This is a genomic window from Bradyrhizobium sp. (assembly GCF_052389815.1).
Taxonomy (GTDB): domain Bacteria; phylum Pseudomonadota; class Alphaproteobacteria; order Rhizobiales; family Xanthobacteraceae; genus Bradyrhizobium.
In genome coordinates this window covers 1-16771 of record NZ_JBQTHN010000218.1, presented here as the reverse complement: position 1 = coordinate 16771, position 16771 = coordinate 1, and the positions used below count along the sequence as shown (strand labels likewise).

Sequence of the window (16771 nt, the reverse complement as noted above, 5' to 3'; positions counted from 1 at the left end):
GAGCGGCTGCTGGCGATGCGCATCGTCAATGCCGACCGCAGCCAGGTGCTCGCCTCCAGCGTCACCATCGCGGGCTCCAGCATGGTGATTGCGCTCGCCGGCATGTCGATCTTCCTGGTGCGCCGCTCTTCGCGCGCCCGCGACGAGGCCGAGGCGAAACTGCGCGACGGCTACGCCAATCTGGAGGCCACGATCGACGAGCGCACCGCCGATCTGCTCGAGGCCAATGACGAGATCCAGCGCTTTGCCTACATCGTCAGCCACGACCTTCGTTCGCCGCTCGTCAACATCATGGGCTTTACCAGCGAGCTCGAGGAACTCCGCAACGACATCTTCAAGCGCATCGTCCGTCTCAGCCGGGCCGCGGAGCTTGCACCGTCGGTGCCGGAAGATGCTACCGAGGGCACCGAGCCGGAGCTGCAAGGTACCGACAAGCAACTGTCGGACGACTTCTCGGAAGCGCTCGGTTTCATCAAGTCGTCCATCGCCAAGATGGACCGCCTGATCTCGGCGATCCTCAACCTCACCCGGGAGGGCCGTCGCGAATTTTCGCCGGAGCGGATCGACATGAACGAGCTGCTCGACAGCATTCGAACCACGGTTGCACATCAGGCCGCCGAGGCGAATGCGCAAATCCGTGTCATGGTGCTGCCCGACATCGTCAGCGACCGCCTCGCGCTGGAGCAGGTGTTTTCCAACCTGATCGACAACGCGCTGAAATATCTGAGGCCTGGCGTGCCCGGCGACGTCGAGATCCGCGGCCGCACCAAGCTGGGGTTCGCCGTCTTCGACGTCAGTGACAACGGCCGCGGCATCGACGCCAGGGACCACCAGCGCATTTTCGAATTGTTCCGCCGCGCCGGCACCCAGGACAAGCCGGGCCAGGGCATAGGACTTGCGCATGTCCGCGCACTGGTGCGAAGGCTGGGCGGCACTATGTCAGTTGCCTCGGAACTCGACCAGGGCAGCACCTTCACGGTCACGTTGCCGATCAACTGGAAAGCCAACGCTGGAGAGCGCCGCGCATGAGCAATCCCGTCACCATCATCATGGTAGAGGACGACGAGGGGCATGCGCGCCTGATCGAACGGAACATCCGCCGGTCGGGTGTCAACAACGAGATCGTCCCGTTCACCGACGGTACATCCGCCGTCAACTACCTGTTCGGCAAGGATGGAACCGGCAGCGCCCGCAAGGGACAGCCGCTGCTGGTGCTGCTCGACCTCAATCTGCCCGACATGACCGGCATCGACATCCTCAGGCGGATCAAGGAAAACTCCTATCTGAAGTCCACCCCGGTGGTGGTGCTGACCACCACCGACGATTCCCAGGAGATCAAGCGCTGCTACGAGCTTGGCTGCAACGTCTACATCACCAAGCCCGTGAACTACGAAAGCTTCGCCAACGCCATCCGCCAGCTCGGCCTGTTCTTTTCCGTCATCAAGGTCCCCGAAGCCGCCTCATGACATCAGCAACGCCCACTCTGCTCTATATCGAGGACGATCCGGCGCTGGCCCGCCTGGTCGAGCGCGGCTTGACGCGGGCCGGCTTCAACGTCGTGCATGCCGCGAGCGGCCAGCAGGGGCTCGACCGGCTGGCGCAAGGCGGCATCGACGTGATTGCGCTCGACCAGTACATGCCCGGGCTGGACGGGCTGGAGACGCTGGAGCGCATCATGCAGATCGCGGGCGCGCCTCCTGTCGTGTTCGTCACGGCATCGCAGGACTCGGCCATCGCCGTCACCGCGCTAAAGGCGGGCGCCGCCGACTATCTCGTCAAGGACACCGGCGGCGACTTCATCGCCCTGCTGCAGGTCGCGGCGCAAAGCGCGATCCGCCAAGCCGAGATACAGCGCGCCCGCGACCAGGCCGAGGCCGAGGTCCATGCCGCGCGCGACCGCTTCGAGGCGCTCGCCGCCGAACGCGAGGTGCTGCTGCGCGAGGTCAACCACCGCGTCGGCAACAGCCTGCAGATCATTGCATCGCTGTTGCACCTGCAGGCGAGCACGGCAACGCAGGACGATGTCAAGGCTGCGCTCACCAACGCGATGGGCCGCGTCGCAGCGGTGGCGCAGGTGCATCGCCGGCTCTACACCTCGCAGGATCTGAAGAGCGTGCTGCTCAACCAGTACCTGGATTCCCTGCTGGAAGACCTTCGCCGTTCGGCCGAAGGCAACCGGATGTCGCGCCTGACGCTGAAGGCCGAGCCGGTCGAGATCGATCCCGACCGCGCGGTTGCCATCGGCATCATCGTCAACGAGCTGGTGATGAACGCGGTGAAATACGCCTATCCCGACGACCCCGGCCCGATCCATGTCGAGCTGAAGGCGCGGGGCGAAGAACTGGCGCTGTCGATCTCCGACGAAGGCGTCGGGCTCGCCGCCAGAAGCGATCCGCGCTCGACCGGAATGGGCCAGCGCATCGTGAGCGCGATGGCCGCCAAGCTCGACGCCAGCGTCGAGCGCGACCCCGCCCATTCCGGCACCCGCATCGAGGTCCGCTTCAAGCGCTCCGCCGAGCCGGCCGCCAAGTCCGCCGACGCGGCGGCGTGCTAAAGTTCGACGAACAGCCTCGGCAACCAGCGCCCGGCAATCGAGCCCGACGGCACGAGGCCGGCGTCGCGTGCGCCGAGACGCCGGTAGAACGGCACAGCATCCGGATCGGCCTCGATGGTCATCCGTTGCGCGCCCAGCTCCTTCGCGGTGTCGATCGCCCAGCCGAACAGCGCCTGCCCTACGCCACCGCGCAGCGCCGTTGGCTCCACGAACAATTTCAGGAGATCGGCCTCGTCGCCGGCCATCCTGACCTGCGCGACGCCGAGCACGGCGTTTCTCCGCGCGGCGACCGCGATCTGCGAGGAAGCGAGATCGCGCGGATCGAACGACAGCTCGGCCCTGCACGCCTCCATGAAGGCCGCGTCATAGCCCCGCACCGCCTTCGACCGCATGCACAGCTCCGACAGCGCGGGCAGTTCCGCGATGTCGGGCGCACGGATGAGGAGTTGCATGGTCGGGGTGCCGGCTGGAGCGCTGAACCTAGCACAGGGGCTCGCTGCCCTGCTATCCTTCGCGCCATGACATCGCGCGACTCCGCCACTGCCGAAATCACGCCCGAAGTATTGCTGCGCGCCTATGCCTGCGGGATCTTCCCGATGGCCGAGAGCGCCGACGACCCGAGCCTGTTCTGGGTCGAGCCGGAGATGCGCGGCGTGATCCCGCTCAACGGCCTTCGCGTCAGCTCGCGCCTGGCCCGCACCGTGCGCTCGGACGCCTTCAAGGTGACGGCCAACACCGCATTTCCGGCCGTGATCGCCGGTTGCGCCGCGCCGCAGGAAGGCCGCGAGGACACCTGGATCAACAAGCGCATTCGCGACCTCTATTTCGGCCTGCACGAGCTCGGCCATTGCCACAGCGTCGAGGTCTGGCAGGACGACGATCTCGCCGGCGGTCTATATGGCGTCAGCCTCGGCCGCGCCTTCTTCGGCGAGAGCATGTTCCACCGCGTCCGCGACGCCTCGAAAGTGGCGCTGGTGCATCTGGTGGCGCGGCTGATCGCGGGCGGCTTCGAGCTGCTCGACACGCAATACGTCACCGAGCACCTGCGCAGCTTCGGCGCCGTCGAAATCCCGCGCCGCCGCTATCGCACGCTGCTCGACCGGGCGGTCGCAGGCGAGCCGGCGGATTTCCGACGACTGCCGCCGGCCGAACCGATCGGCGGCGCGCGCGCGCTCGAAATCGTCGCAACGAAAAGCTAGATCAGCGGAAGATGCCGAACAGCCCGCCCGGCTGCTGCTGCGGCGGGGGTGGAGGCGGAGGCGGCTGGCCATAGCCCGGCGGCGGCAGCGGACGCGGTGCCGCCTGCTTCTGTGGCGGCGGGCGCTTCTGTTGCGGCGGTGGCGGCGGTTTCGGCGGATCGGGCTGCGCGCTGACGATGGTCTGGTCCGGCTCCTTGCAGTTGGTCAGCCAGATGTCATAGACGGGATGCTCGACGCCGTGCAGGCCGGGGCTCGCCGCGAACATCCACCCGGAAAAGATCCGCTTCACCTCGCCCTGCAGCGTGATCTCGTCGACCTCGACGAAGGCATCGGTGTTGGCGGCCTCGGTGGACGGCCGCGTATAGCAGACGCTGGTCTTCACCCTGAGCGCACCGAACTGCACGGTCTCGCCGATATCCTCGTCGAAATTGATGATGCGCCCGGTGATCTTGTCGAGCCCGGAGAAGGTCGCCTTCTTGTTGGTGATCTTGGTCGAGGGCGGCTCGCTCACCACCTCGTCGCCCGGCTGGATGCTCGCCGGCGTCTGCGGCACGCCCCTGGGCTGGCGCTGGCCGGGCGGCAGCCCCGGCAACGGATTGGCACCGCCCGGAGGCGCATTGGCAACTCCCGGCTGCGGCGGCTGCACGGCGATACCCGGCTGCTGGCCTTGCGGCACGACTGTGGTACCCGGCGGAGGCGCCAGCGGCTGCGATTGCACGGCGCCGGGCGGCGGCACGCCCTGCCCCGGCGCCGGACGGCTCGGCAGCAAACGGCCGCGCGGCAATTCCGGCACCTGCTCGTCGTCGTCGAGAGGCTGCTGTTGCTGCTGACCACGCGGGATGGAGCCCGGCGGCCGGAGCGGCGGATCGGAGAAAATAGTGCCGATCTGCGCCTGCGCCGACGGCGCAACCGCGAAAACAAAGGCGGCGATCAGGGCCGCAAAACCGGTCAGGGCAAAGGTCCGAAACATCTCGCGGCTTCAAAGGGGCGAATCGGGCGACATTGTACTTTTAGCAGCGTACTTTTAGCAGCGTACCTTTAGCAGCCGCTCGCGCGGCTTCCGGTTAACACGCCGAATACGGCGGGGAAAGGGCGGTTTCGGCCGCATTTCCATGCCCTAGCCAGCCTTTGACACAAATGGAATAGTCATCCCGATCGAAAAGGCGCGGTCCCGCCGCGCGGACAAGTCCGGGCCAACCGGAGCACCCAGGGGAAACAAGAATAATGCCCGATCGTATCCGACTGGACGGCAAGGTCGCCGTCGTCACCGGCGCGGCCGGCGTCATCGGCACCGCCACCATGCGGCTGCTCGCCGCGCGCGGCGCCCGCATCGTCGCCGTGGACCGCAAGAAGGCGGAGTTGAGGTCGGCCATCAAGGACCTGCCGGCAACCGCCGATCCCCTGCTCGTCACCGCGGACGTCACGCGGGAAGAGGAGGTTGCCGAATACGTCCACGCCGCGCTCGACAAGTTCGGCACCATCGACGTCTTCTTCAACAACGCTGGCATCGAGGGCGAGGTCCGCCCGATCACCGACTATCCGCTGGAGAGCTTCCGCAAGGTGCTCGACGTCAACGTGGTCGGCGTCTTCCTCGGCATGAAGCACGTGCTGCCCAGCATGCTGAAGAACAAGAAGGGCAGCATCATCAACACCGCATCCATCGCAGGGCTGATGGGCTCGCCGCATATCGCGGTCTACAGCGCCAGCAAGCATGCCGTGATCGGGCTGACGAAGAGCACGGCATGGGAATGCACCGGCACCGGCGTGCGGATCAATTGCGTCTGCCCCGGGCTGATCGACAGCCGCATGCTCTCGGCCATCCTGCAGGGACGCAGCGGCGGCAACGAGCCTCCGCCGCAGGACAAGATCGTCGAGCGGATTCCGGCGCGCCGCCTCGGCCAGGCTTCCGAGGTTGCCGCCATCGTCGCCTTTCTCGCCTCCGACGATGCGAGCTACGTCTCCGGCTCGCACTACACCGTGGATGGCGGCCGCACCGCCGCCTGACGTCGTCATTCCGGGGCGTCGCGTCAGCGACGAACCCCAATGCGCAACTGCGTATTGTGGAATCTCGAGGTTCCGGGTTCTCGCTCCGCGAGCCCCGGAACGACATTGGTAAACTCGAATCTCGAGGCTCTCTCGAATGCCCGTCGTTCTCGATCCCGATGCCGCCGCCGTCTACCAGGCTTTTCTGGAAGCGAACCGTCCTCCCTATGAAACGCTGACCCCGCCCGAAGCACGCGAGATGTATCTCGCCGCCCGCTTCGTCAGCAATCCCGAGCCGCCCGAGCTTCAATCGGTGACGGAGCTTGCGATCCCCGCCCCGCACGGATCGCTGCCGGCACGCCTCTACACGCCGAAGCGGCTGCGCAGCACCGATGGCCTCGCGCCGTGTCTGGTGTTCTTCCATGGCGGCGGCTGGGTGATCGGCAACCTCGATTCGCACGACGTCGTGTGCCGCACGCTTGCCCATGAAGGCGAGATGATCGTGATCTCCGTCGACTACCGTCTTGCGCCAGAGCACCCGTTCCCGGCCGCGGTCGAGGACGCGGTCAACGCCACCCGATGGATCGCCGGCAACGCAAGGCAACTCGGCATCGACACGGACGGCATCTTCGTCGGCGGCGACAGCGCGGGCGGCAATCTTGCCGCCGTCACCGCGCTCGCGGCGCGCGATGCCGGCCCGCGGCTCGCGGGCCAGGTGCTGATCTATCCAGCCACCGATCTTGCGATGAGCACGCCCTCGCACAGCGAGCCGGAGACCAGCATCCTGCTCACGCATTCGGTCACCCGGTGGTTCATCGGAAGCTATCTTGGCAATGCCGATGTCGGGGACTGGCGCGCCTCGCCGGCGCGCGCAAGCCTTGCCGGCCTGCCGCCCGCCTATGTTCTGGTTGCAGGTGCCGATCCGCTGCGCGACGAGGGTAACGAATATGCGGAGCGCCTGAAGCAGGCCGGCGTGGCCGTGACCTACCGCAGCTTCCCCGGCCAGTTCCACGGCTTCTTCACCATGGGCAAACTGCTCAGCCAGGCCAATATCGCCGCAAGCGAGATCGGCGCCTGGCTGAAGGCGCAAGGCTGAAGGCGCAGGGCTAGTCCGACACGAGCCTGGGATCAGCCCAGCCCCAGCAGGCGGGCAAAACGATTGCTGGTCTTGATCTCGCCGGCGTCGGGCTTGCCGCGTTCGGCGATGGTGATCAGGACGATCTGGTTGACGAGCTCGATCGTCATCACGAACAGCTCGCCCACGGGGTTGCGGTATTCGACGTTGGTGGCCTGGCCGTCCGAGGATGTGTTGGTCGCGCTCCAGCGCAGGCTTTCGCCGAGATAGCGGACGAGCTCGCCGACCGTGTGCATCCGGCCGCGCGAGGCATCCTGCTTGAGAATTTGCCGCGCCTTGGCATTCAAGGTCAGGATGCGCGCGTCGTCGGTCTTGTTCTGCCCGTTCATGATCGGGACGGCCGCGACGATGCCGACCGGCGATCGATCGTAGAGTATTTGCAGCACGTCGATCTTCTCGCTCAGCATGGCCGCGCAGCACATGGTGAAGATCGGCGGGCTCCGATCGTCCGCGGCCAGCGGCAGGATCAGCACTTCCCAGTAGACGTTCTGGTCGGACAGCGAGGAAATATAGCGCGCATAGGCCGGGCGCTTCAGCGCCAGGCACTCGTCATAGAGGTCGTGCAGGCTGTTGGCGGTGGCGAATTTGAGGTCGGAGGAGCGGGTGCCGCGCAGATCCTTGCCTAGATTGCGCAAGTACTCCTCGCTTTGCGCAACGACGACGTGCTCCTCGCCGATCTTCACGCTCAGCACGGAATCGCCGAGCGTATTGGATCCCTTCGTATACATGTCGCGCAGCGTCGGCTGCCGGGTTGCACGGTGATACATGAAGAGCCGGTAGGCCGCGCTCAACTGCTTGGCGTGGATTTGCTCGGCGATCGCCTTGCCGGTCCAGGTCTGGATCGCCGCGCGCGTGTTGGCGCCGGTGTCGGTCGATCGAACCGGCGCGATAATGTTGTCGTCGGCGAGCGCCGCAGTCTTGCTCACGGTCCCTCTCCTCGTCCAGGCAAGAGGCGGGAGGCAAACTGGCCCGATGCGCGGATGTTTGGCAGTAGCGGCGATTGAATGCGGGACACAACCACCAGTTTTGCCTTGTATTGAAGAATCCCTAACGTTCGATTAGCCTTGCGCGCGGCCGGCATTGGCAAGACTACGGAAAGCGCCACGTTCTGAGGAACCGGGAACCATTGGCTCGGCCGCGCGTTGCCTCGGCTCGCTCAACTTGGGAGGTCGCCATGGAAGTCATGAAGCCCGTCTGCGCCGCGGCAGCGCTTGCCTTCATCGGTTCAGCGGCCCTCGTCCAGGGAGCTTTGGCGCAGGACGCCAAGACGGGGATGGTCACGCAGATCAACCGGCTCGACGGCACCATCGCCATTCAGCAGACGCAGGACGGCACGGTGGGCGCAGGCAGCGGTGGCGGCGCCGTCAAGCAGTACAAGGTGCCGGTCGCTTCGCTCGAGGCGCTGCACGCCGGCGATCAGGTCAGCTTTTCCGCGACCGAGTCCGGCGGCGTCGACACGATCACCAAGATCGAGAAGAAAAAGCGATAGCGTGGCCGCAAGCGCCGGCCCGCCACGAGATGGCAGCGGAACTCGTGCGGTTCCTGCTTTCGGATCGCTCATCTTCATCTTCATTAAACGTCTGTAAGCTCGCGCGAAATCAAGCCGCTACGTGACAGCTCGCGCATCTTCCAATGCGGCTCTCCTTCATGCTCGCGCCATCGTCGATCGAGCGCCGGCAATGGTGCCGTCGCCATCGGCGAAACCAGGCAGAGGGAGACTTGCCATGAAGACCGTACTTGCCGCCGCGCTGGTGCTTGCCGTCACCTCGGCAACCAGCTTCGCCGGAACGCCCCTGATCAATGCGCGCCAGAACGCGCAGTCGCACCGCATCTTCAACGGCGTGACGTCGGGCGAAATTTCCTTCACCGAGTACCAGAAGCTGCAGCAGGGTCAGACCCGCGTGCAGAACCTGGAAAAACCAGGCGAAGGCCGACGGCTTCGTTACGCCGTTCGAACGGGCGCGCATCCACGCCGCGCAATCCGTTCAGAGTGCGCGCATCTGGGTGAAGAAGCACAACTGATCGAGTGCCGCTCGTGCGATAGCCGGCTTGCGCCGGCTATCTGCCTAAAGCGCGATGAAATCTGATTGAATCGGCCCTCCGGCAGGCTCAGTTCACCTCTCCCTTGGGAGAGGTGAACTGCCGATGCCGCTCAACCAAAGCCAATCTCATCCTGCCCTAGCCCGCCCGCGACGCCCGCCGCAGCGATTGCGGCGGCTGGCCGAAGGCGCGGATGAAGGCGCGGCGCATCCGTTCCGGATCGCGAAAGCCCGTGACCTCGGCGACGCGCTCGATCGCTTCGCTCGACGACTGCACGCGCGCCTTCGCCGCCTCGATGCGGAGTTTCTCCACCGCCTTCGACGGCGTGGTGCCGGTTTCCGCGATGAAGGCGCGGGAAAAATGCCGCGCGCTCATGCCGGCGCGCTCGGCCATGTCCTCCACCGTGAGCGGCGCATCGAGATTCTCGCGCGCCCAGGCCAGCAGCGGCGCAAAGCGCCCGGTCGGCGCCTTCAATTCCAGCAGTGAAGAGAACTGCGACTGCCCGCCGGACCGGCGGTGATACAGCACGAGCTGACGGGCGGTTTGCCGCGCGATCTCCTCGCCGTGATCCTCCGCGATCATGGCGAGCGACAGGTCGATGCCGGCGGTGATGCCGGCCGAAGTCCAGACGTCGCCGTCGCGCACATAGATCTGGTCCGGCTCGAGCTTCACTTGCGGATAGGCCTTGAGGAAATGCTGCGTGCGCTGCCAATGCGTGGTGGCTCGCTTGCCGTCGAGCAGGCCCGCTTCGGCCAGGATGTAGGCGCCGGAGCATACGCTGGCGATCCGGACGCCGCGCCTGGCCATGCCGCGCACAAACGACAAGGTCTTGGCGCAGACTGCAGCGGTACGGACACCGTCGCCGCCCGCGACGATCAGGGTGGTGATCGCCTCCGCCGGCCGCGTGCTGCGCGCCAGCATCTCCACGCCGGAGGAGCTGCGCACCGGTCCCGGCGCGATCGCCAACGTCCGGATCGCGGGAACTCCGCCCGTGAAGCGCGCGGCGATCTCGAAGGCCGAGATCGGCCCCGCCGCATCGAGCAGCTGGAAGTCCGGAAAGATCAGCACGCCGATCATGGGAATCCTGCTCATGTCCTAAAATGAGGGAAATATGCCATTTCGGACGGAAGGCGACCATGCAATGGTGGCGCCGTCAAGCGAAATCAGGAGGCCCGATGTCTGACCTGCAAATCGGAATTGTGCTGTTCCCGCGCGTCACCCAGCTCGACTTCACCGGCCCATTGCAGGTGTTCTCCAGCGTGCCCGGCGCCACGGTGCACGTGATCTGGAAGCGCATCGAGCCGGTCAGCAGCGACTCGGTGATGGCGATCACCCCGACCATAAGCTTTGCCGAATGCCCGCAGCTGGACGTGATCTGCGTCCCCGGCGGCTTCGGCACCGACGAAATGGTCAACGACGAGGAGATGCTCGCCTTCCTGAGGAAGCAGGCGGAAGGCGCCAAATACATCACCTCGGTCTGCACGGGCTCGCTGGTGCTCGGCGCCGCCGGCCTGCTGAAGGGCTATCGCGCAACCACCCACTGGTCGGCGATGGAAGCCCTCGCGCCGTTCGGTGCGATCCCGACCAAGACCCGCGTCTGCACCGACCGCAACCGCGTCACCGGCGGCGGCGTCACCGCCGGCATCGATTTTGCGCTGACGCTGGTCGCGCAGATGGTCGACCGCAAGACCGCGGAAGCGATCCAGCTCCGGCTCGAATACAACCCTGCCCCGCCCTTCAATGCCGGATCGCCCGAGACGGCGCCGGCGGAGATCCTGACGCTGATGCAGGAGCGAATGGCGCCGACCAGGCAGCGCCGCATGGATAATTACAGGCGCGCCGCCGAACGGCTCGCGCTGCACGCCTGATCCCGGCGCGAACAATTGCAAACAGAAAAAGGCCGCCTGGTTGCCCAGACGGCCTTTCCTGTCTCACGGCTGCCCCACATTAGCGGGCGATTTCAGAACCTCTGCACCGGGGGCCTATCTCCCGGCCGTGTCCTACTCGGGGGCCGCTGCTCATCGGGACGGTCGCGATCCGGAGCCCGATCCGACGCGGTGATTTCTCACCTCCGTAAGATGGGTTCATTGAGCCGCATTGCCGCGAGATGCGCAACGATGCTCTGAAGTGCATCCCCGCTGTTACCGTTGTTCACAGGCAAGTGCAGCGCAGCGACGATTCAACTTGCAGACCGCACAGCGGGCCACGCAACGCGGCGCCCCTCGCGCCAAAAGCAGCGGATCAGTTCCCCGGCGTCCAGGCCTGGTAGTCGCCGGTGGCCTTGGGGCGGCGGCCGGAGGCCAGCGTCGAGCCGGAGGGACGATAGGCCTCGCGCGTACCGGTCATGTTCGGCACGTGCGGCTTCTCCCACTCGCGCGGCGTGTATTTGTCTTCCGTCGGCGGCACGTCGACCATGTGATGGATCCAGCCGTGCCATTCCGGCGGAATGCGCGAGGCCTCGGCATAGCCGTTGTAGATCACCCAGCGCCGCTCGAAGCCGAGCGTCGGGTCGATCGCGCCGCCCTTGGTGCGGTAGTAGCGGTTGCCCTGGTCGTCGGTGCCGACCAGCTCGCCGAACCGCCAGGTCCACAGCTGCGTGCCAAAGGTCTGGCCGCTCCACCAGGTGAAGAATTTCAGCAGGAACTGTTTCATGCGGTCTTTGCCGTGGTTCGAATGTCTAACGTCCTGATGCCATCGGAAGGTCGAATTGTCCATACATGGCGGCCGCTGCAAGGCGCTTGTACCTTCGTCCAAGGCGCACGATCCGGCCGGCCGATGCCGCAGAATCAGCGCAATCCGTTCATCGCCCGTACAGCCGCATCCGAACAGGCTCCGATCACGCACAAATGGTGCGGGGCTCGGGAACGTCTCCCCCCTGTCGGGGGTTGGCAAGCATCCCGGAAATGGAGCCGAAAATGACCAATTCGAAAGTGTTGAGTATGGCCGCGGCACTGGCGCTGGTGCTGCCTGTCGCGCTGACGGGCGCGAGCTACGCGCAGGATAGCAGAGGCGGAGGCGGCGCACGTGGCGGCGGCGGTGGAGCCATCAGCATCGGCGGTGGCGGCGGCGGCTTCCGCGGCGGTGGCATGGCGGACCGCGGCGCGTTCCGTGCCGGCCCGGTGGGAGGCGGCGGCGCGGCCATTGGCGGTCCGCGGGGCGGTGCGCCCGTCGTCGGCGACAGCGGCGTGCGCAGTCCGCGCCATGCCGGCGGCAACTGGAGCGGCGGCAGCTGGAGTGGCGGCAACTGGCATCATCGCCATCACCGCCATCGTCATGGCGGATTCTGGCCCGGCGTGGGCATCGGTCTCGGCATCGGCAGCAGCTACGCCTATTATGGCGGCGGAGGCTACTACGATCCCTATTATTACGATGACAGCTATTACGACGAGAGCACCGTGGCCGTCGTGCCCGGCGACGGAGATTCCGTGGCTTACTGCCAGCAGCGGTTCAAGTCCTATGACCTCGCCACGCGCACCTATCTCGGCTACGACGGCCAGCGGCACCCCTGCCCGTAAGGTGTGAGGTTCGCCGACCCGACAAGAGCGGCGCATTGCCGATGCGCCGCTCTTTTCATTGCGCGCGCAAGGCCAGCGCGACGCCGCCGAGCGCGACGGCGAGCGCGATGATCTCGCGCAGCCCGAATGGTTCGTGCAGCATCGCGGCAGCCGACAGCACGCCGACCACCGGAACGAGCAGCGTGCCGATCGAAGCGGTCGCGGCCGGCAACCGCTCGAGGGCGACGAACCAGCAGACGTAACACAGGCAAAACTGGATCAGGGTCAGGTAGGCCATCGAGGCCCAGCCGAGCGCCGACAGCGCGGCCGGGTTCGGCTGCTCGAAGGCGATCCCTGCGATCGCCACCGGCAGGCATCCGATTCCGATCTGCCAGGCGGCAAGCGAGGTCGGCGGCATCTGTAGCGGAAAGTGTTTCGTCAGCACGGTGCCGAGCCCGACACAGACGGCGCCAACCAGCGCCATCAGCAATCCCGGCAGCTTGCCGATGCTGGCATCGAGGCTGTTGCCGCCGATCAGGATGAAGATGCCGCCGAGCGCCACCGCCAGCGCCGCGGCGCGAAGCGCGGTCAGACGCTCCCCGAGAACCGGCCAGGCCAGCAGCGCCACCCATACGGGAACCGAGATCGCCAGCACCGCGGCCTCGCGCGCATCGAGCCACACCAGCGCCAGTCCCATGAATGCAACCCACGAGCTGATCGTGAGCAGCGATACCAGCACCAGCCGCAGCCGCATCCCGCGCGGAACCGTCAGCCGCTGTCGCTGCAACAGCGCGATGAGCGCCAGCGCCGCCGCGCCGACGATGCCGCTGAGGCCGCGCGCCGACAGCGGCGGCCATTCCGACAGGATATATTTCATGATCGGGAAGTTGAGGCCCCAGCCGATCGACGTCACCGCGAGGAACGTCAGGCCGAGCGGCGAGATGCGGGTGCGCGCCTTGGGAGCTGCGGTCATGCAAGCACAGCTACAGCGAAATCGCCGCGCCGCAAACAGCCAATGCACGCCATCGTGCAGACAGCCGCCCTGTCCGCCGGAGTCGGCTTTTTCGGTTGAAAAACGCGCTTCGAGGTCCAAGCTGGCGGGGAAGCGGACGCTTCGTGCAACATCTTGTCGTTCCGAAGGAAGCACCATTGCCACGCGTTCTGGTGGTCGATGACGATCCGATGGTCTCCCTGGCCATCGAGGTTTGCCTGCAGCGGCAGGGCATGGAAGTCACCATGGCCGACGGCGGCGAATCGGGAATGCGCGCGCTCGCCGCGCAGACGTTCGACGTCATGATCGTCGACATATTCATGCCGCACATGCGCGGCTTCGAGTCGATCCGCATGTTTCACGAGCGCGCGCCCGACATCCCGCTGATCGCGATGTCCGGCTACGCCTTCGCCAATGCCGACACGTCCTCGCCCGATTTCCTGCGCATGACGCTCGAGCTCGGCGCGACCTGCTGCCTGCGCAAGCCCTTCACGCCGAAGGCGCTGCTCGCTGCCGTCAACGATTGTCTCGCCAAGCGGACGGCGGGGCCCCACCTCCAGGAAGAATGACGAGCCGCACCGCTTTCCGGGATCGGTAAAATTGTCCGCAATCCGCTCAGATCGGGCAAACCCTGCCCGCAAGTGGCGCGCCCGCGGTAACCTCGCCTTGGCAAGCCGGCCTGCATGCTTCCCGGAAAATCGGGGGCTTCAAGCATGTCTGTTCTCAAGGAGATCGCGGCGGCGGTCGCGGGGGTCTGCGCACTCATCTTCGCCTGCGACGCGGTGTTCGGCGTCGGCGAAGCGCGTTTCGACGACGACTATTATCTCGCCAGCTTCTACGCGCCGCGGCCGAGCCACGAGTTTCGCTTCGCGCGCGACGCCACGCCGGCCGCGCGCATCAGCGACACCTTCGCGCAGTTCACGCCGGGCGAGGCAAAGCCCGGCCGGCGCTATTCATCGCTGACCACGATCGTTCGCTAGTCATCACGACCGCGTCGCCAGCACCACCGCCGCCAGCGTCAGCACCAGGGCTGCGATCTGGCCGGGGCCGAGCGGCTCGCCCAAGGCGATCGCGGAAGCGACCACGCCGATCACAGGCACCGCCATGGTACCGATCGCCGCGACCGAGGCCGGCAGGCGCGAAAGCGCGGCGAACCAGCTGACATAGGCGATGCAGAACTGGATCACGGTGGAATAGAACAAGAGCACCCACCCCGTGGTCGTCACCCTGTCGAGATCGGTGGTCTCGATCGCAAGCCCCACGACGGCAACCGGAAAGCAGCCGATGCCGATCTGCCAGCTCGCTGCCGTGATCGGCGGCAACTGAATCGGCAGCTTCTTGGCCAGCACCGTGCCGAGCGCGAAGCCGAAGGCCCCGCCGAGCGCCATCAGGATGCCCGGCATCTTGGCCGCGCTCGCCGAAAAGCCGTTGCCGCCCATGATGGCCGACAGCCCCGCGAACGCCATGACCAGCGAAATCGTGCGCAGCACCGTCGGCCGCTCGCCGAGCACCGGCCAGGCCAGCATCGCCGCCCACACCGGCATGGTGTAGGCGATCAGCGCGGCTTCGCTGGCCGGCAGCCAGAGCAGCGCCAGCCCCATCAGCACCATCCAGCCGGTGACGTTGAGGACCGCCGCCATCACGAGCCGCGGCCACTGCCCCTCGTTCACGACAAGGCTCTCGCGGCGGATCAGCGCGAAGGTGGCGAGCAGCAGCGCCCCGATCACGCCGGTGACGCCGCGCAGGGTCAGCGGCGGCAGCTCGCTCAAAAGGTACTTCGTGACCGGCCAGTTGAACCCCCAACCCACCGAGGTGATGGCGAGGAACAGGAGCCCGGCGGGCGCGATCCTCGCTCGTGCCGTCGGTTTTGATTCTGTCATGGATTTCAGGCGATTCCCGGAGACGAAGCGCACCATGCCCCCTCTTTCCGCCCCCCACTACGGGTGCGCGGACATGGCAGCCCCAAGAAACTCTCAAGAATCTCCGCAAGGCTACCTGAGTCCCGAAAACGCAATGCGTAAGGGCCCAAAAAATCTTGCCCTGTGAACTGCGGGGCCAAGCCCCGTGGACGGGTCGCTTGAGAATTTTTTCCGCTTGGGAATCCCTGAGGACTCACTGATACTTGGGGCCATCACAGGCGCGGCATCGACCCCTGTTATCCTCCTCTTTCCACCATATTTAGTGTTTGATTCAGGAACTCGTACTAGTCCTTGACGGGCGCGACTGTCTTGGCCTAGCCTTCGACCTGTTCGGCGCGAGTGTGTTTGGGTCCCGCCGGTCGCTCCCAAAAGGGTTCCGGATTGACACTCCGCCACGCCGGTTGAGGCAGCGGGTGGAGGGCTTGTCTGCCCGAAATCCGGGGCCGTTCCGGAGCGTCAGAACGGGCCGGAATCGGCTCAGGTGAGAACGGGTTTTTGCGTTGGGGCGTTGAAATGCACGGGCCGAACCTTTGGGCTCGGAACGTGCCGTCGGCAGACACGGTGAAACCACCGGTCGGCCGGTCGAGAGAAACAGGCCGGATCCACCGGCTCAGCTGCGTACCATCAGACCAGGGCGGGCGCCTTGGCCGGAAGGTTCGCTCAGGGACAACAATGGCCGGTCCGCCTCGTGAGCGGTTCGGCTTCAGAAAAGACGGGGCACGACCATGCGAATCGAACGCCGCAACACCACCGCCGGCCAGTCACCCTATGCCGGGATTGATTTCAGGCTGACGACTTCAGAGATCCGCAACCCCGACGGCTCGATCGTGTTTCGCGCCGAGAATGTCGAGGTGCCCACCTTCTGGTCGCAGGTCGCCTCCGACGTGCTGGCGCAGAAATACTTCCGGAAAGCCGGCGTTGCCGCGCGCCTGAAGCGCGTCGAGGAAGAGAGCGTGCCCTCCTTCCTGTGGCGCTCGGTGCCCGACACCGAGGCGATGGCCAACCTGCCCGAGAAGGAGCGCTTCGTCAGCGAGACCAGCGCCAGGCAGGTGTTCGATCGCCTCGCCGGCTGCTGGACCTATTGGGGCTGGAAGGGCAACTACTTCACCAGCGAAGACGACGCCCTCGCCTTCTTCGACGAGCTGCGCTGGCAGCTCGCCAAGCAAATGGTCGCACCGAACTCGCCGCAATGGTTCAACACCGGGCTGCACTGGGCCTATGGCGTCGACGGCCCCGGCCAGGGCCACTACTACGTCGACTTCAAGACCGGCAAGCTCACCAAGTCGAAATCCTCCTACGAGCATCCGCAGCCGCACGCCTGCTTCATCCAGGGCGTCAATGACGACCTCGTCAACGAGGGCGGCATCATGGACCTCTGGGTGCGCGAGGCGCGCCTGTTCAAATACGGCTCCGGCACCGGCTCCAACTTCTCGAGCCTGCGCGGCGAAGGCGAGCG

General features: G+C 66.0%; 19 protein-coding genes and 1 pseudogene. 13 read left to right on the top strand and 7 right to left on the bottom strand.

All coding sequences use genetic code 11. The features are described from left to right. The 3 genes from ACT4OC_RS29320 to ACT4OC_RS29310 all read left to right on the top strand — a co-directional run. Window positions 1-1029: sensor histidine kinase (locus ACT4OC_RS29320; protein WP_444842553.1), on the top strand; the 1029-nt coding region annotated here is incomplete at its 5' end. After that, window positions 1026-1466, top strand: a complete 441-nt coding sequence (locus ACT4OC_RS29315; RefSeq protein WP_444842552.1) for a response regulator — start codon at window positions 1026-1028, stop codon at window positions 1464-1466. The genes ACT4OC_RS29320 and ACT4OC_RS29315, both read left to right, overlap by 4 nt. Next, window positions 1463-2554, top strand: coding sequence for a sensor histidine kinase (locus tag ACT4OC_RS29310; RefSeq protein ID WP_444842551.1), 1092 nt, complete (start codon window positions 1463-1465; stop codon window positions 2552-2554). Before ACT4OC_RS29315 ends, ACT4OC_RS29310 begins: the two co-directional genes overlap by 4 nt. Here the strand turns inward: ACT4OC_RS29310 and ACT4OC_RS29305 are convergent. After that, the gene (locus ACT4OC_RS29305; protein ID WP_444842550.1) at window positions 2551-3006 is read right to left on the bottom strand and encodes a GNAT family N-acetyltransferase; all 456 of its coding nucleotides are present in this window, start codon (window positions 3004-3006) and stop codon (window positions 2551-2553) included. The genes ACT4OC_RS29310 and ACT4OC_RS29305 overlap by 4 nt on opposite strands. Before the next feature lie 66 nt (window positions 3007-3072). Between ACT4OC_RS29305 and aat the strand changes: the two genes are divergently transcribed. Next, window positions 3073-3753 carry a leucyl/phenylalanyl-tRNA--protein transferase gene (gene aat / locus ACT4OC_RS29300; protein ID WP_444842549.1) on the top strand — a complete coding sequence of 227 codons (681 nt, stop codon included), beginning with the start codon at window positions 3073-3075 and terminating at the stop codon, window positions 3751-3753. Between the two features lies 1 nt (window position 3754). Here aat and ACT4OC_RS29295 read toward each other — a convergent pair whose 3' ends face one another. Further along, window positions 3755-4723, bottom strand: coding sequence for a DUF2155 domain-containing protein (locus ACT4OC_RS29295; RefSeq protein ID WP_444842548.1), 969 nt, complete (start codon window positions 4721-4723; stop codon window positions 3755-3757). Window positions 4724-4977: 254 nt separating this feature from the next. On the opposite strand from ACT4OC_RS29295, the gene ACT4OC_RS29290 reads away from it, so the two are divergent. Then, window positions 4978-5757 carry an SDR family NAD(P)-dependent oxidoreductase gene (locus ACT4OC_RS29290; protein WP_444842547.1) on the top strand — a complete coding sequence of 260 codons (780 nt, stop codon included), beginning with the start codon at window positions 4978-4980 and terminating at the stop codon, window positions 5755-5757. Between the two features lie 136 nt (window positions 5758-5893). Beyond that, complete coding sequence (locus ACT4OC_RS29285) at window positions 5894-6832, top strand: alpha/beta hydrolase (RefSeq protein ID WP_444842546.1); 939 nt, start codon at window positions 5894-5896, stop codon at window positions 6830-6832. 32 nt (window positions 6833-6864) lie between these two features. On the opposite strand, the gene ACT4OC_RS29280 is transcribed toward ACT4OC_RS29285, so the two are convergent. Then, window positions 6865-7797, bottom strand: coding sequence for a hypothetical protein (locus tag ACT4OC_RS29280; RefSeq protein ID WP_444842545.1), 933 nt, complete (start codon window positions 7795-7797; stop codon window positions 6865-6867). Window positions 7798-8045: 248 nt separating this feature from the next. On the opposite strand from ACT4OC_RS29280, the gene ACT4OC_RS29275 reads away from it, so the two are divergent. Then, entirely contained in the window at window positions 8046-8360 is a 315-nt protein-coding gene (locus tag ACT4OC_RS29275; RefSeq protein WP_444842544.1) for a copper-binding protein, read from the top strand. A 235-nt stretch (window positions 8361-8595) separates the two neighbouring features. Further along, window positions 8596-8958, top strand: a complete 363-nt coding sequence (locus ACT4OC_RS29270; protein ID WP_444842543.1) for a hypothetical protein — start codon at window positions 8596-8598, stop codon at window positions 8956-8958. Between the two features lie 91 nt (window positions 8959-9049). Here ACT4OC_RS29270 and ACT4OC_RS29265 read toward each other — a convergent pair whose 3' ends face one another. Next, window positions 9050-9988, bottom strand: a complete 939-nt coding sequence (locus ACT4OC_RS29265; protein ID WP_444842554.1) for a GlxA family transcriptional regulator — start codon at window positions 9986-9988, stop codon at window positions 9050-9052. A 98-nt stretch (window positions 9989-10086) separates the two neighbouring features. Here ACT4OC_RS29265 and ACT4OC_RS29260 point away from each other — a divergent pair, with 98 nt between their 5' ends. Continuing rightward, window positions 10087-10779 (top strand): DJ-1/PfpI family protein, encoded by a 693-nt coding sequence (locus ACT4OC_RS29260; protein WP_444842542.1) that lies wholly within the window; start codon window positions 10087-10089, stop codon window positions 10777-10779. A gap of 373 nt (window positions 10780-11152) precedes the next feature. Here ACT4OC_RS29260 and ACT4OC_RS29255 read toward each other — a convergent pair whose 3' ends face one another. Continuing rightward, complete coding sequence (locus tag ACT4OC_RS29255) at window positions 11153-11563, bottom strand: NADH:ubiquinone oxidoreductase subunit NDUFA12 (RefSeq protein ID WP_444842541.1); 411 nt, start codon at window positions 11561-11563, stop codon at window positions 11153-11155. A 263-nt stretch (window positions 11564-11826) separates the two neighbouring features. On the opposite strand from ACT4OC_RS29255, the gene ACT4OC_RS29250 reads away from it, so the two are divergent. Then, window positions 11827-12426, top strand: coding sequence for a BA14K family protein (locus ACT4OC_RS29250; protein ID WP_444842540.1), 600 nt, complete (start codon window positions 11827-11829; stop codon window positions 12424-12426). 55 nt (window positions 12427-12481) lie between these two features. On the opposite strand, the gene ACT4OC_RS29245 is transcribed toward ACT4OC_RS29250, so the two are convergent. Then, window positions 12482-13378 (bottom strand): DMT family transporter, encoded by an 897-nt coding sequence (locus ACT4OC_RS29245; RefSeq protein ID WP_444842539.1) that lies wholly within the window; start codon window positions 13376-13378, stop codon window positions 12482-12484. 176 nt (window positions 13379-13554) lie between these two features. Here ACT4OC_RS29245 and ACT4OC_RS29240 point away from each other — a divergent pair, with 176 nt between their 5' ends. Together ACT4OC_RS29240 and ACT4OC_RS29235 are read left to right on the top strand one after the other, a co-directional pair. Next, a complete protein-coding gene (locus ACT4OC_RS29240; protein ID WP_444842538.1) occupies window positions 13555-13965 on the top strand; it encodes a response regulator in 411 nt (136 codons plus the stop codon). A 144-nt stretch (window positions 13966-14109) separates the two neighbouring features. Then, the gene (locus ACT4OC_RS29235; protein ID WP_444842537.1) at window positions 14110-14376 is read left to right on the top strand and encodes a hypothetical protein; all 267 of its coding nucleotides are present in this window, start codon (window positions 14110-14112) and stop codon (window positions 14374-14376) included. A gap of 3 nt (window positions 14377-14379) precedes the next feature. Here the strand turns inward: ACT4OC_RS29235 and ACT4OC_RS29230 are convergent, their stop codons facing one another. Continuing rightward, window positions 14380-15276 (bottom strand): DMT family transporter, encoded by an 897-nt coding sequence (locus ACT4OC_RS29230; RefSeq protein ID WP_444842536.1) that lies wholly within the window; start codon window positions 15274-15276, stop codon window positions 14380-14382. A 764-nt stretch (window positions 15277-16040) separates the two neighbouring features. Between ACT4OC_RS29230 and ACT4OC_RS29225 the strand changes: the two are divergent. Further along, a pseudogene (locus ACT4OC_RS29225) lies at window positions 16041-16771 on the top strand (vitamin B12-dependent ribonucleotide reductase); the annotation flags it as partial.